The sequence below is a fragment of the Corynebacterium sp. TUM25015 genome (assembly GCF_056393505.1).
The window spans coordinates 379,157-392,613 of record NZ_CM150783.1 but is presented as its reverse complement, the minus strand read 5'-3'; the positions used below and the strand labels follow the sequence as shown (position 1 = coordinate 392,613).

General features: G+C 59.1%; 11 protein-coding genes. 10 read left to right on the top strand and 1 reads right to left on the bottom strand.

Annotated elements, in window-relative coordinates:
* The first annotated feature begins 81 nt into the window (after positions 1–81).
* From nusG to AC06DS_RS01760, 9 genes are all read left to right on the top strand, one after another.
* On the top strand, positions 82–1,002 hold the full coding sequence (gene nusG / locus AC06DS_RS01800) for a transcription termination/antitermination protein NusG (protein WP_477100834.1): 921 nt from the start codon (positions 82–84) through the stop codon (positions 1,000–1,002).
* Positions 1,003–1,201: 199 nt separating this feature from the next.
* The gene (gene rplK, locus AC06DS_RS01795) at positions 1,202–1,642 is read left to right on the top strand and encodes a 50S ribosomal protein L11 (protein ID WP_293791653.1); all 441 of its coding nucleotides are present in this window, start codon (positions 1,202–1,204) and stop codon (positions 1,640–1,642) included.
* Positions 1,643–1,716: 74 nt separating this feature from the next.
* On the top strand, positions 1,717–2,427 hold the full coding sequence (gene rplA, locus AC06DS_RS01790; protein ID WP_293791651.1) for a 50S ribosomal protein L1: 711 nt from the start codon (positions 1,717–1,719) through the stop codon (positions 2,425–2,427).
* 206 nt (positions 2,428–2,633) lie between these two features.
* A complete protein-coding gene (locus AC06DS_RS01785) occupies positions 2,634–4,451 on the top strand; it encodes a TIGR03773 family transporter-associated surface protein (RefSeq protein WP_477100833.1) in 1,818 nt (605 codons plus the stop codon).
* Between the two features lie 2 nt (positions 4,452–4,453).
* The gene (locus tag AC06DS_RS01780) at positions 4,454–6,019 is read left to right on the top strand and encodes an anchored repeat ABC transporter, substrate-binding protein (protein WP_477100832.1); all 1,566 of its coding nucleotides are present in this window, start codon (positions 4,454–4,456) and stop codon (positions 6,017–6,019) included.
* 113 nt (positions 6,020–6,132) lie between these two features.
* Entirely contained in the window at positions 6,133–7,191 is a 1,059-nt protein-coding gene (locus AC06DS_RS01775) for a choice-of-anchor M domain-containing protein (RefSeq protein WP_477100831.1), read from the top strand.
* Positions 7,188–7,907 (top strand): anchored repeat-type ABC transporter ATP-binding subunit, encoded by a 720-nt coding sequence (locus AC06DS_RS01770; RefSeq protein WP_293791645.1) that lies wholly within the window; start codon positions 7,188–7,190, stop codon positions 7,905–7,907. Before AC06DS_RS01775 ends, AC06DS_RS01770 begins: the two co-directional genes overlap by 4 nt.
* Positions 7,904–8,785, top strand: coding sequence for an anchored repeat-type ABC transporter permease subunit (locus AC06DS_RS01765; RefSeq protein ID WP_293791644.1), 882 nt, complete (start codon positions 7,904–7,906; stop codon positions 8,783–8,785). Before AC06DS_RS01770 ends, AC06DS_RS01765 begins: the two co-directional genes overlap by 4 nt.
* Entirely contained in the window at positions 8,775–11,546 is a 2,772-nt protein-coding gene (locus AC06DS_RS01760; protein ID WP_477100830.1) for a choice-of-anchor M domain-containing protein, read from the top strand. Before AC06DS_RS01765 ends, AC06DS_RS01760 begins: the two co-directional genes overlap by 11 nt.
* Here AC06DS_RS01760 and AC06DS_RS01755 read toward each other — a convergent pair.
* The gene (locus tag AC06DS_RS01755) at positions 11,543–12,463 is read right to left on the bottom strand and encodes an esterase/lipase family protein (RefSeq protein WP_477100829.1); all 921 of its coding nucleotides are present in this window, start codon (positions 12,461–12,463) and stop codon (positions 11,543–11,545) included. The two genes, AC06DS_RS01760 and AC06DS_RS01755, sit on opposite strands and share 4 nt — an antisense overlap.
* A gap of 453 nt (positions 12,464–12,916) precedes the next feature.
* Between AC06DS_RS01755 and rplJ the strand changes: the two genes are divergently transcribed.
* Complete coding sequence (rplJ, locus tag AC06DS_RS01750; protein WP_293819055.1) at positions 12,917–13,432, top strand: 50S ribosomal protein L10; 516 nt, start codon at positions 12,917–12,919, stop codon at positions 13,430–13,432.
* Positions 13,433–13,457 lie beyond the last annotated feature (25 nt).

Below are 13,457 nucleotides of genomic sequence, written 5' to 3'. Positions count from 1 at the left end.
TAAGCTGACGAACATCAACTTTTATACCGCCTTCGCCGCCCCGGCGAGAGGCGGATTTTTAATGATATGGAGGGTATTTCCATGGCAGAGGAAAACCAGAACGACCAGGCCGTAAGCGCCGAAAGCTTGGCCGCAGCCGCACAGGAAGACGTGCAGCAGGCGGTAGCTGAGGCACAGATGGATGCTTCGGGTGCTGAGGCTGAGGGCGTCACTAATGGTGACGCCGCAGCGCCAGCTACCGAAAACAGCGAAGAAACCGCTGCAGCTGCACCGGCCGACGCGGAGCAGGCGGAGGGGGCAGACAACGCTGAACAGTCCGCAGAGGACGCAGCAATGGAGGCGTACAAGACGCGCCTGCGTCAATTCATGCGCCAGCTGAAGAAGCTGCCGGGCGACTGGTACATCATTCAGTGCTACTCCGGGTACGAGAATAAGGTGAAGACCAACCTGGAGATGCGTGCGCAGACCCTGGGCGTAGACGAGCAGATCCATGAGGTCGTGGTACCGATCGAGGAGGTCGTGGAGCTGCGCGACGGTAAGCGCAAGCTGGTTAAGCGCAAGCTGCTGCCAGGCTATGTGCTGGTTCGTATGTCTCTTGAGGACGCCTCCTGGTCCGTGGTTCGCGATACCCCGGGCGTGACTAGCTTCGTCGGCAACGAGGGCAAGCCTACCCCGGTGAAGATCCGCGAAGTCGCAAAGTTCCTGCTGCCTCCGGAGACTGCGAAGCCGCAGGAGACCGAGGACGGCGAAGAGGTTCCAGCTACCGGAGTGGACGTTTCCGCTACCGGCGTGGCTACCCCGCCGAAGCCGGCCAGCGAGCAGGTTGTGGTGGACTACGAAGAGGGCGAGTCCGTCACCATCCTTACCGGCCCGTTCGCCTCCGTCTCTGCAACCATCAGCGAGATCGACACCGAGAACAACCGTCTGAAGGCCATGGTCTCCATCTTTGGCCGTGAAACCCCGGTTGAGCTGGAATTTGATCAGGTAGAGAAGCTGAACTAAAGTTATGCAGGTTGTCTGTGGCTAAACGCCGCAGATCGACACGCAAGTTTTCCATTTTCCGGTGGCCGGTGAAACTCCGGCATCCGGTCGACGCGATAGCTCTGCACTGGCCATCAATGGTGCAGTACCGTGTGCTGATCATTCTCTTTGATAGTGAATCGCCCGCGGATTGCGTTGATAACAGAAAGAAGGTTTAAAGATGGCAAAGAAGAAGGTCACTGGCCTCATTAAGCTGCAGATCCAGGCAGGCCAGGCTACCCCGGCACCGCCGGTTGGTCCGGCTCTGGGTGCCCACGGCGTGAACATCGTTGAGTTCACCAAGGCATACAACGCTGCAACCGAGTCCCAGCGCGGCAACATCGTGCCGGTGGAAATCACCGTCTACGAAGACCGCTCCTTCGACTTCAAGCTGAAGACCCCGCCGGCAGCTAAGCTGCTGCTGAAGGCTGCGGGTATTCAGAAGGGCTCCGGCGTTCCGCACACCGACAAGGTCGGCTCCGTTACTTGGGATCAGTGCAAGGAGATTGCAACCACCAAGAAGGAAGACCTGAACGCTAACGACGTTGAGGCTGGCGCTGCCATCATCGCCGGCACTGCTCGCTCCATGGGCATCACCGTCAAGGACGCTCCGCAGAAGTAGATTTTTCAGACCGTGGTAAGGCTACTTGCTTCGCCTGCACCACAACTCCAACGTTTCAATAGATTGGAATCATCATGAGCAAGACCTCTAAGGCATACCGCGCGGCAGCGGAGAAGATCGACGCTGGCCGCCTGTACACCCCGCTGGCAGCCGCAAAGGCTGTCAAGGAGACCTCCTCCAAGAACTTCGACGCCACCGTTGACGTTGCGATCCGCCTGGGCGTTGATCCGCGCAAGGCTGATCAGCTGGTTCGTGGCACCGTATCCCTGCCGAACGGCACGGGTAAGGAAGTTCGCGTTGTCGTCTTCGCTGAAGGCCCGAACGCTACCGCTGCTGAGGAAGCTGGCGCGGACGTCGTTGGCACTGCTGAACTGATCGAGAAGATCCAGGGCGGCTGGACCGACTTCGACGCTGCGATCGCTACCCCGGATCAGATGGCCAAGGTTGGTCGCGTGGCTCGCGTGCTGGGTCCCCGTGGCCTGATGCCGAACCCGAAGACCGGTACCGTCACCACTGACGTTGCCAAGGCTGTTTCCGAGATCAAGGGCGGTAAGATCTCCTTCCGCGTGGATAAGGCTGCTAACCTGCACGCCATCCTGGGCAAGGCCTCCTTCTCCGAGAAGCAGCTGGCTGAGAACTACGGCGCTCTGATCGACGAGCTGCTGCGTCTGAAGCCTTCTTCCGCTAAGGGTCGCTACTTCAAGAAGATCACCATGGCCTCCACCAACGGCCCGGGTGTTCCGGTGGATAACACCATCGTGAAGAACTTCACCGAAGAGGACTAGTCTTCTCTTCCTAGATTTTTCTAGGAGTTTATAGCGCCCTCGTTGCCTTCGGGTAGCGAGGGTGCTTTTTGTTTCTTTTGAGCCTTGACAGTGCTGCAGGGGGAGGGGTGGACAGCCGATCCGACCCCGTGTTTGAAAATGATTACCGCTTCACTATAGTCCTTAATGAAAACTAGACTCATTGTTTATTAGAAGGGCTATAGCTGGTGCACAACTCACCCCTCACGGCCTTTGGCCAGCACGGCGGCGCCGCACGCCGTCCCCTTGCGATCCTCGCAGCCGCATTTCTTACCGCTTTTACCGCCTTCATCGGCGCTGGCAGCTTTGGGCTGCAGAGTTTGCCTCAGGCAAAGGCTGAATCCGTGACCCTTAACCAGGGGCACATTGATGCTTTCCATGTGACTTCTTCTGGCTCCGGCAACCTCAAGCTGGATCTCACCGAGGATTCCACGGGTTCCCATGTTGTACGAGATCCGAATAACGTCACTCTGGAAATCGGGGCACACGCCTACGAAACTCGCACGAAGGATATTAAAGGGATCAGCGCGCCGACCTACTACCTTCCGCAGACGCAGCAGGAGAAATTGATCTGGCCTGGCTGGGATACGCAGGGTGTTGCCCCTCACTACCAGGGCGTAAACATCAACTTCAACCGGGTATGCGGCCCAGGCCGAGTGTTTATGTGGAGCCAGGGCGAAATTGGCGGAATGACACCGCTGCTCACGGATGGCATCGAGGTGAAGTCCGGCAATAGCATCAACCAGTCCTACCCGAGCCATGTGCACGCCAACTGGGCCTTCGAGCGCCCTGGCCGTTACTCCATGCAGGTGCAGGCTACCGCGGACGGAGCCAAGTCCGAGGTAAAGACCTACACCTGGGTAGTGGGCAAGTCCGATCAGGATGAAAACGCTGATCAGCCTTCCGAAGGTGCAACCCCATGCGGTAGTGAAGACGCTGCTGGGGGCGGCGGATCGGCTGACGGAGACAGCACCTCCGGCGGTGCCACAGGTGGAGGAATTACAGGCGCAACTGGCGCTAGCGGCGCACAAGGTACGTCCAACAAGTCCACTTCCAACGGCAAGTCCAGCAGCAACTCCACCTCCAACAACAAGTCCGCATCCACCGCCAGCGGTAACAGCACTTCTTCTACTTCGAGTGCAAATGGAAAGTCCGAAGGCTCCGCTACTTGCAAGAAGGGCGAACCAGCCCTACGCCCGCAGATCAAGGACGACCGCACCCAACCGCCAAAGTGGACCAACCCCACTGCGCTCAACTTCGGCCTCGGCTCGGCAGCCAAGACGAACCTGCCTCAGGCCCTTGGCCCTGTTGGCGCCGGCACTGCATGGATGATCGGCGCCACCCAGACCAACGGCGTGCCGTGGGTGGGTGTCAACACCATGCACCCGGATCTTCTGGCTAACACGCAGGGAGACGTCACATTCCAGCTGACCTCTTTCAGTGGCCCCGGAAGTATGTACGTCTTTGAACAGGGCAACCTCGGTCAGGTCGTGGGCAAGGAATGGTTCAAGGCTTCCGGCGGCAACCCTTCCGGCTCCCACGTTGTTCCGCGCAACTCGCATGTCCACCCGAACTGGGTGTTCTCCAAGCCTGGCACGTACAAGGTAGGCATCACGCAGACTGCCACCACGAAGCAAGGCAAGAAAGTAAGTGCACCCGCTACGCTGACCTTCACTGTCGGCGGCAGTGGCAACGCCAATAGCGGCCACTTCGACTTCGGCTCAAGCATCACCACCGACGGCGACTGTGCTGCCGGTGCAGCCGGTGGATCCGGTTCCGCCGACGGTGGGGCTGGCGGATCCGGCTCGGGCGCAACGAACTCCGATGGCTCCCTGGCGGACACCGGATCTGCCTCGGCAATGCTGGCTCTCGCCATCGCAGGTGCGGGTCTGATCGCCCTCGGCGCAGGTGTGGTGTACATGCTGCGCACGAATACTCTGTCGTCTGAGACCTTGCTGCCTTCTCGTTCTATGACGCCCCCTCGTTCCAAAGGCTCCAAGTTTTAGGGATGGAGCGTCACGATTCATCGCGTAGGGGAGCAGCCAAATCCCTTTGCGCAAACGTCAGCGCAGCGCTGCTGGCTACCGGTTTGGCGGGCTGTGCGGTGGCAGGCGGTGAAAGCCTGCCCAGCCGCGAGGATGGCATCACCGATGTCGTGGCTTCTACCCCAATCATCGCCGATATCGCTCGCCACGTGGCGGGAGACTCCGCCCGTGTAACTTCGCTGATTCCGAACACCGCGGACCCGCACTCCTACGAACTAACCCTGCGTGATGTGCGCAATCTCGCCAACGCCGATATTGCCTTTAATAACGGGCTTCTGTTGGAACAACAGTCGGTGCTACGAACCATGGACAACGGTGTATTGCCCGGTGTGGAGGTCGTGTCTCTCGCGGATGTCGCTGCCAACCAGGGCGCCACAGTTATTCCGCTGGTGGAGAACATGGCGCTCGACACGGTGTGGCTGGGCATTCGAGCTCAGGGCATTGGCGCTAAACACGGTGGTTCCGCACACTCCGAAATGCACCTCAGCGTCACTGATGTTGAAGGGCCAGGAGATTCTGCGGCGTATATCACCGGAACATTTGGTCAACCGGAAGTGTTCTTCAACTCCCGCGATGGTTTCGATGCCTCCCGCGGCTACGAGGGCGATACCGCCACGCTGCCTGTCGACGCGCACACCCACATGAGCTGGTCTTTCTCCAAACCTGGCACATACACCCTGCACCTTCGTGCTTCTTTGGTTCCGGATGAAGGCAAACCGCCGCAGCACATCGCGGATCAAACCGTGCAATTCAATGTGGGTACGGATGACGGGGCGTCCAAAAAGATAGACAGTGGGCACTACGACATTTCGGTGAATGCGGACGAAAACAGCATCAACCTCGTGGGCGACGGCGGCACCTTCGACCCCAAGAAAGCTGTGGTCAACGTGCCAAACCAGACGTTGCAGCCGATCCCGGGAGACCCAACTTTCCGCTTTCTCGGAAACGCTGGGGATGAGACGTACCTGCTGCCGCAGGCTGTGCTGGGCAAGCACGTTCACGGTGAGCTCGACCCGCACCTGTGGCACAACGCGAAGAACGCAATGGCATACGTGAAGGTGATTCGCGACAAGCTCATTACCGTGGACCCCGACCACGCCGCAGACTACCAGGAGAACGCACAGAACTACCTGGATCAGCTGGATGGCCTTGATCGTGAAATCAAAGGCAAGATCCGCACAGTTCCGGAGCACCGCCGCCACCTCGTGACCGCTCACGATGGCTATGCCTACTTTGCGGACGCCTACGGCCTGGATGTCGCAGGTTTCGTTACTCCGAACCCGGAAATCGAGCCGAGTACACGGGACCTTGTGAGTCTGACGCGCACTCTGGAAAACCTGAAGGTTCCGGCGGTGTTTATCGAGCCGACGATGGCGGGGCGCACCCGTGAGCTGCAGCAAATCGCCGACCGATTGGGAGTTAGCGTATGCCAGATTCGCAGCGACACACTCGACGATAAAGCCCCGACATATGTGGACCTGATGCGCACCAATGCCGAGTCGATGGCCGACTGCCTGAGCAGCGCATGATCCGCAGTCGCGGTGGAGTCGATGGCCACGCGGGCGAAGCGCCGAAGACGTCCTTCAAGAACTTTTAGAACAACCGACGAACACAAAAGTCAGACGACAAGAGGAAAAGAGTAATGGCAACAATCAAGAATTCAGCAGCTAAGGTTTTCCTGGCGCCGGCGACGGCCATGCTGCTAGCCGGGGGAGTATTAGCAGCAGGCTCTCCAGTGGTTCTGCCGGTAGCGGCGGCGCAAGGGGCGCAAGGAGCAGAAGATCCCGCGCTGAAGCAGACCGTGACGGACAAAGAAGAGCACATCCCCGCCGGCACTGCGCATGTATTCGATCGCGGACATGCGGACCTGGGCATGCGCTTGGACGGTGGAAAGCTGGATGTGCAGCTGCGCGACGATGCGGAAGAAAAGCCCGTGTGGCGTGTGCTGGACGATGTCGTCTTCGACGTATCCGACAAGGCCAAGCAGCAGCTGCCCGCCGATGGCGGCTATGAGTTCACCGGCGCGCAGCCGGGGCAGGAAGTCTGGGTGTTGCCGCAGACCGAGGTGCAGGGCGTGCCGTGGCTGGGATGGAACACGCAATCCCCAGCACTGATCGCACAGGCAAACCGCGGTGTGACCATGGAGTACCTGGGCCACCAGGGGCCGGGACAGATGAGCATGTTCCTGCAGGCCGGTGGTTTCGAAAAGCCCCAGGAGCTGTGGAACTCCGCGCAGCCCACTCCGCAGGATCTCTGGGTGGATCTCAACACGCACACTCACGCGAACTGGGTTTTTACCGAGCCGGGAGTGCATCGCGTTGCGATGGGAGTGCGAGTGAAGATGAAGGATGGCTCTGAGAAGACCACGACGAAGGTGCTTACCTTCGCTGTGGGAGTGGATCCTGCTGAGGCCCAGAACTCTGGTTGGGAAGGCGAGCTGCCGAAGGCCGGTGCTGCTTCTTCGGGTGACGCCAACGCTTCCAATGCCAACAATTCCAACTCCGACAACGACGCCGATGGAAATTCGAACAACGCCAGCGACGAGGATTCCTCGGAGAAGAGCTCTTCCGCCCTGCCGTGGATCCTCGTTGGTGTGGGCGTGGTGGTCGTCGCGGTATTGGTGCTTGGCTTCCTTTCCCTGCGAAAGGGCGCCAAGGAGCGCAAGCGCATTGAGGACGAACTGTGGGGTCAGCTGAAGTGACCGCACTCCAGATAGCGGACCTGCACGTGCGCCTGGCGGGACGGCAAATCCTCACCGACGTGAACCTGGAGGCACGTCCCGGTGAGCTGATTGGCCTGCTGGGGCCGAACGGCGCGGGCAAGACCACGTTGATGCGCAGCATCCTGGGGCTAATTCCGCGTACCAAAGGTAGCATCAAGGCCGCCAGCGTGGGCTATGTTCCACAGCGCCACGAGTTCGCATGGGACTATCCCATCGACGTGCGCCACACGGTACTCAATGGCCGTGCCGGCCTCATCGGTCCGCTGCGCAGGTCCCGCCGGGCGGACTTCGCAGCGACGGCACATGCCCTGAAGCGTGTAAATCTGCAACATTTGGCGGATCGGCCCATCGGACAGCTCTCCGGCGGCCAGCGTCAGCGCGTGCTGGTAGCCCGCGCCCTGGCCGTGGAACCCACTCTGCTGCTATTGGACGAGCCTTTCACAGGCATGGATTTCCCCAGCATCGAAGCTTTGGTGGAGATCCTGCAGTCCTTGGCCGCCGATGGCATGAGCATCCTCATGGTCACCCATGACCTCGCACAGGCGGTGCATGTATGCGATCGCCTGGTGTTGCTGAACGGGCGGATTATCGCGGATGGCTCACCTAGCGAACTGCAGGATGCGGAGCCATGGATGGAGACTTTTGACGTTCAACCTGATTCGCCATTGCTGCGGGGAGTGGGGTTGTCACAATGATTTCCTTCTCCCAATTCTTGGCTGACCTGACCAACCCTGCGTTGGCTTTCCTCCCGAAGGCGCTGCTTGTGGCGGTGCTTTCTGCATTGGTCTGTGGCGTTATCGGAACCCATGTGGTGTTGCGCGGTATGGCTTTTATCGGTGATGCGGTGGCACATGCCGTGTTCCCCGGCCTCGCAATCGCTTTTGCTTTGCAGTTTTCTGTCATCGCCGGTGGTGCAATCGCCGGTGCCGTGGTCGCTTTGCTGATCGCCCTGTTCTCGCAGCGCAGGCGTGTCAAAGAGGACACGGTCATCGGTATTTTCTTCGCAGCAGCCTTTGCGCTGGGGTTGGTCGTGATCTCGAAGGTGCAGGGCTACACGGCCAGCCTGAATAGCTTCCTTTTCGGCTCTATTACGGGTGTGTCCAACGAGGACATCATCTTCAGCGCTGTCGTCGGAGTCACCGTGATCGTTGTGGTGGCTGCCTTGCACAAAGAGATCGTTGCCGTCTCCGTCGATCGCGAGACAGCAGCTGCCATGGGAATCCGCGTGTTGCTGATCGATGTGGTGTTGTACCTGGCTGTCACAGCTGCAGTGGTGATGTCGGTGCGCACCGTGGGCAACATCCTGGTGCTTGCATTGCTGATTACCCCGGCTGCTGCTGCACGTCTATGGACCGACCGACTGGTCGTGATGATGGGCTTGAGTGCGTTCATCGGCACGGTCGGTTCCTTCGTCGGCGTGTATGTCTCATGGGCCATTGATGTGCCCACGGGTGCGACGATCGTCCTGGTGCTCACCCTCGTTTTCCTCCTCTCCTTCTTCCTAGCGACGCCCATTCGCGCCGCCAAACAATCCAACAACCCCTCACAGGTGGTAGCTACTGATGCAGAATAAGCGTGATCTTCTCAAGCAGCTGCGGTCGAAACAGCTGAATGGCCTTGAACGGGCACACCTTGCCGAGCTCAAGCGCAGCCAGCATAAATCCGCGCGGATGATGTGGGCGGCCAAGTCCATGTTGGCGGTATTGGGAGTGCTGGTGTTGACGGTGGTGTTCGGTGCGTGGAATGCGGCGTCACCACTACGCAGTGACCATCAGACCGCCGATATCCTGCAGCGGGCGCAGGCGACGCCGACGGGACACAAGCCCGGCGAGGTCAGCAGCGGGCCGACCGTGGGGAAGGATGTAAAGAACACTGCAACTGGTAAACCGCATGTGTGCGCAGGCAAAAAATTGCTGTACAAGGCGCATGTTGATGCGATCTACGGCACGTACAACAAAGGTAAGCCGGATGTGATGGTCGTGGACGGGCAGCAACCCGTTCCGGCCGACGACGTCTGCCTACGCCTGGCGCCCGACGCAGTTGACGGTAGGGAAGTCTCCCGCATTAAGGTACCGAACAAGAAGGCGCTGTCCTTCCTGGGTAAGCCCGGTACGGTGTTGTGGAATGCCCCGCAGGCCGTGGACTTTTCCTCCCAATGGCGCCCTATCTGGGCCGGCCTGGGTGCTTTTGATCCGGCACATGAGGTAGAGGTGCCAAAGGACTTCGCAGAGGGGGCGTTGCACTTCCACATGAAGAAGTTCTCCGGTCCCGGCAACATGGAGGTCTTCTTCCACAATTCCGGCACGCCTACCCCAGAGCGCGTGCTTTCCACCAAGGATGGCCTCAAAGACTACGACTATGAGGTCGGTGGTCATGGACACTTCAACTGGACTTTCTCTAAAGCGGGGCTGTACCAGCTGACGATGGCTTGGGATGTGAAGAAGTCCGACGGCACCACCGTCAAGTCCGCTGAGCGCACCATCAATTGGCTGGTGGGTAGCGACAAGCAGGTGGGATTGCCGGAGGGAACAACGACGGGATTGGAGAAGATCACAAAGCCTGTCGCGCCCTTTGACAAGGAGAAGCCGGATGAGGGGGATAAGCCGGGGCAGCCTTCGGATACTGAATCTACTGATCCGGCCGATCCCACGGCCCCGACTGATCCCACAGACCCGACTGATTCGACTGATTCGACCGAGGGGACTGATCCCACAACCGGGGATTCCGGAGATGCCGGAACCGGTGAAGAAGGTGCCGAGGAGCCGACCGATCCCGAGGATGGCACGGAGGAAACGGAAACCTCCTGCGAGACTCCGAAGGAGGTCTCCGATGAGGAAGTCCGTGGGGAGATTGACGAGGCCTTTGGATCCAATGAAGGTACTGAGAGAGCGGTGATCCCCAACGGCCACATGGATCTGGGCGTGGGTACCAATGATGCTTCGGATGCAGACCCGCACACCTTCCTCAAAGACGGTGCGGATCCGGCAAATGTTCAGGAACGCGAGTCCGGCAGCTTCATCTTCCTGGTTAATAGTCCAAAGGCTAAGGTGCGCGTGCCGGATGAGTACCGCGAGGAGCTGGGCAAGAGCGCCATTTCCTTGCCACAGGCGCAGCAAGAAAACCGCGATGTTCCGTGGCTGGGATTTTCCACCGAGCACCTGAACTCCGCGAAGGAAGGAGTGGACCTCTCCATTAAGGATTTCGAGGGGCCGGGTCGAATGGTGACATTGGAATCCACTGGCTTGGATACCCGACTCCGCCTCGATTCCGAGCACCGTGAAAACAAGCTCCACTATTCGGTGGGCGCTCACAATCACCAGCAGTTCCTCTTCACCAAGCCGGGTGCGTATCGAGTCGTCTTCCGCTACGAAGGCACCACCGTGGATGGCAAGAAGTTCGATAGGGAGCTAGAGACCTTCTTCGTCATCAAGGACAGTTGCGGTGAAGAAGGTAACGCAAAGAACGGTAAGTCTGGGCTCGAGGAGCTACAGGAGCTCCAGAAGCACCTCGATAGCGAGAACGTGAAGATCGGCAAGTACATGGACACGATTGTCGGTGGTATCGAGGCACTGCGTGGAAACAACAAGTCTCCACAGTCGGATGCTAAGAACAACTCCGGCAACACCGCCGCGGGTGGTGCAAGCAGTGGTGCAAACAGCGGTGACGGAGCGAGCGGTACAGCGACCGGCGCATCCAGCGGCACAGCGACCGGTATGTCCAATGGACACTCCAACGCTGCAGGCGCTGCATCCAATGGTGGTGCAAGTAATGGCTCCGGTTCCAATGGAACCAGCGGCAGTGGTACTGATGGTGGACACTCTGTGAGTGGCGGTTCTACTGGTGGTAGCAGTGGAGCGGCGGATGTGTCTAGCGGTTCTGCTGGTGGTGACATCGCCTCCGCCTCGGACGGTGGTGCTGGGGATGCTGGAATCGCCGAAGAAGCCGGCAGCGTCGAGGGCGAGGCAGCAGGTGAAGAAGCCGGCGGCGGTGGTGGCATTCACCGCATCAACGCCGCCCAGGGGCAGCACAATGGCAACGCCGCACCTGCGCACTCCGATGGTGCACAGAACGTGGAGACCAAAAAGACTGCCGCCGAATCCTTCCTGGATTCCCTCACCAGCGGTGGCTGGACCACTGGTTTCCTGTTGGGCTTAGGCCTGATGGGGCTTCTCGGTGGCGCATTGCTCTTCTTTGTGGCGGCACGCAATATGCAGCGCGCTCACACCATGCAACTTCTGCAGGCCTACCGGGAAATCAGCCGCGACCGCGCTGAGCAGGCCTATGCAGAAGGCACCTATGAGGAGGACGGCTGGGCTGAAGGCCAGGAGCGCTAACCGCGCCTCCGCGGCAGCCGGAACTCTCCCATCAAAGGCAGCACCATCCCGCGCTTCAGCGGGTTGGCTGCACGGTAAGTCTCTGGGCCGTCGTCGCCCGGTGCCAGAGCTTCCAAAATCAAATCAACCACACGCGGCGAATACAGCATTGCCAGGTGCCCAGATAGATCCAGCGGGTTACCATCCTGCACACTCAGGTTGCGCACCCGGGCGCCTTCACCCGCAACCATCACCTGCTTCAAACGGGGCGTCGCAATACCGTCGTACTTGGCCGTAATCATCGTGTAGTCGACGCCCGGCGTGGTGTCGCCTTCGCGGTTCAGGTAATCACCGAACTCACTGCCGACGCGCTGATCGATAGCGGCACCACCAAGGAACTTCTCCAAGAACCCAGCAAGCTTATTGTTCGGGTCGATCCGGTCGCCCAGTGTCGATATGCCAGACAACGTGGTGCCATGGTGTGCCGGCCCTACTCCGATCAGTCGAGCCACTTTATTGCGAGCCACGTCCACCCGATCCGCACCGCCGGAATCGGAGAGGTAAAGGCGCGCCTGAGCGACTCCCTGCGAGTGCCCCACAAGGTTCACCTTCTGCGCCCCTGTGCGCTCGATAACCTCATCGATAAAGGCTGCGACCTCCAGTTGGGAGGTGCGCAGGAAATTGTTCGCATATACGCCCGCGGCTTTTCCTGTGATCGCGGATCGATCCTTGCCGTAGTTCACGGCAAAAACCGGGTGGCCCGCCGCGATGAGGTGCTTGGCGATGTAATCCCACGTGTTATAGGCATTCAGCCACGTGCCGTGGATCAGCACCGTCGGTGTTCTGCCGTCTAAAGGCTCTTCCCATTTATTGACGCCCTCCGGTAGGGGATTGTCGCGTCGCAGGCTGGATAGGAACTTGGGGATAAATGCGTCCATAAAACCCAAGGATAACTAAATGGGGATCCTCAAGTTTTGTAAACGAAAGAATTGATAGAGGTAAAAGCCGCGATTTGGAGAAGTTGTGAACAGGGGTGTAACCTCCTTCGAGGAAGTTTGACTAGATCAACAACGAGATCAGCAACGTCAAGTTTTCACCGAAGACCGTCGGTCATCACCGTCTACATATTCCTTGAAAGGGAGAATGTGGACAGGAGATTGAAGGATCATCGTCATAGATGACGGCCCACGCAGGTAACACGATTAGACGTTCGGATCGGATTCCAGCCTTTAAAAGCCGGGGATCCTACGAATGCGCCTTGTGCTTCTTGCGTATCACGCCGGAAAACAAGGCGCTTTGTCGTTTATGTACAGTGTTGCCCTTCAACAATGATCGTCGGTGGACGTATTGCGTAAAACGTACACCGTATACATCAGGAAGGAGGCGAGAGTATGGCTAATCCGAAGAACACCGCTTCGCTGGAAGAGCTCAAGGCACGCTTCGAGCAGGCTCAGTCCACTCTGTTGACCGAGTACCGTGGCCTGTCTGTGGCTGAGACCACCGAGCTGCGTCGCGCTCTGGGCTCGGACGTTACCTACTCCGTCGCCAAGAACACCATGATCAAGCTGGCTGCACGCGAAGCCGGCATTGAGCTTGATGAGTCCCTGCTGACTGGTCCGACTGCTATCGCATTCATCAACGGCGAGGCCGTAGATGCTGCGAAGGCTATGAAGGACTTCGGCAAGGATCACAAGAACTTCGTGATCAAGGGTGGCTACATGGACGGTGCCACGATTGATGCAGCTCAGGTTGAGGCAATCGCCGAGCTGGACAATCGCGAAACCACGCTGGCCAAGCTGGCCGGTGCCATGCAGGGTTCCTTGGCAAAGGCCGCAGGCCTGTTCAACGCACCAGCATCCCAGGTTGCACGCCTGGCCGCTGCACTGCAGGAGAAGAAGGAACAGTAAGTTCCTTCCCCACACACATAAGACA

Bases quoted from the DNA above. Each gene is read 5' to 3' on its own strand.
- rplK (WP_293791653.1), top strand. From the start codon at position 1,202: ATGGCAAAGAAGAAGGTCACTGGCCTCATTAAGCTGCAGATCCAGGCA.
- nusG (WP_477100834.1), top strand. From the start codon at position 82: ATGGCAGAGGAAAACCAGAACGACCAGGCCGTAAGCGCCGAAAGCTTG.
- AC06DS_RS01760 (WP_477100830.1), top strand. From the start codon at position 8,775: ATGCAGAATAAGCGTGATCTTCTCAAGCAGCTGCGGTCGAAACAGCTG.
- AC06DS_RS01765 (WP_293791644.1), top strand. From the start codon at position 7,904: ATGATTTCCTTCTCCCAATTCTTGGCTGACCTGACCAACCCTGCGTTG.
- rplJ (WP_293819055.1), top strand. From the start codon at position 12,917: ATGGCTAATCCGAAGAACACCGCTTCGCTGGAAGAGCTCAAGGCACGC.
- AC06DS_RS01775 (WP_477100831.1), top strand. From the start codon at position 6,133: ATGGCAACAATCAAGAATTCAGCAGCTAAGGTTTTCCTGGCGCCGGCG.
- AC06DS_RS01755 (WP_477100829.1), bottom strand. From the start codon at position 12,463: ATGGACGCATTTATCCCCAAGTTCCTATCCAGCCTGCGACGCGACAAT.
- AC06DS_RS01780 (WP_477100832.1), top strand. From the start codon at position 4,454: ATGGAGCGTCACGATTCATCGCGTAGGGGAGCAGCCAAATCCCTTTGC.
- rplA (WP_293791651.1), top strand. From the start codon at position 1,717: ATGAGCAAGACCTCTAAGGCATACCGCGCGGCAGCGGAGAAGATCGAC.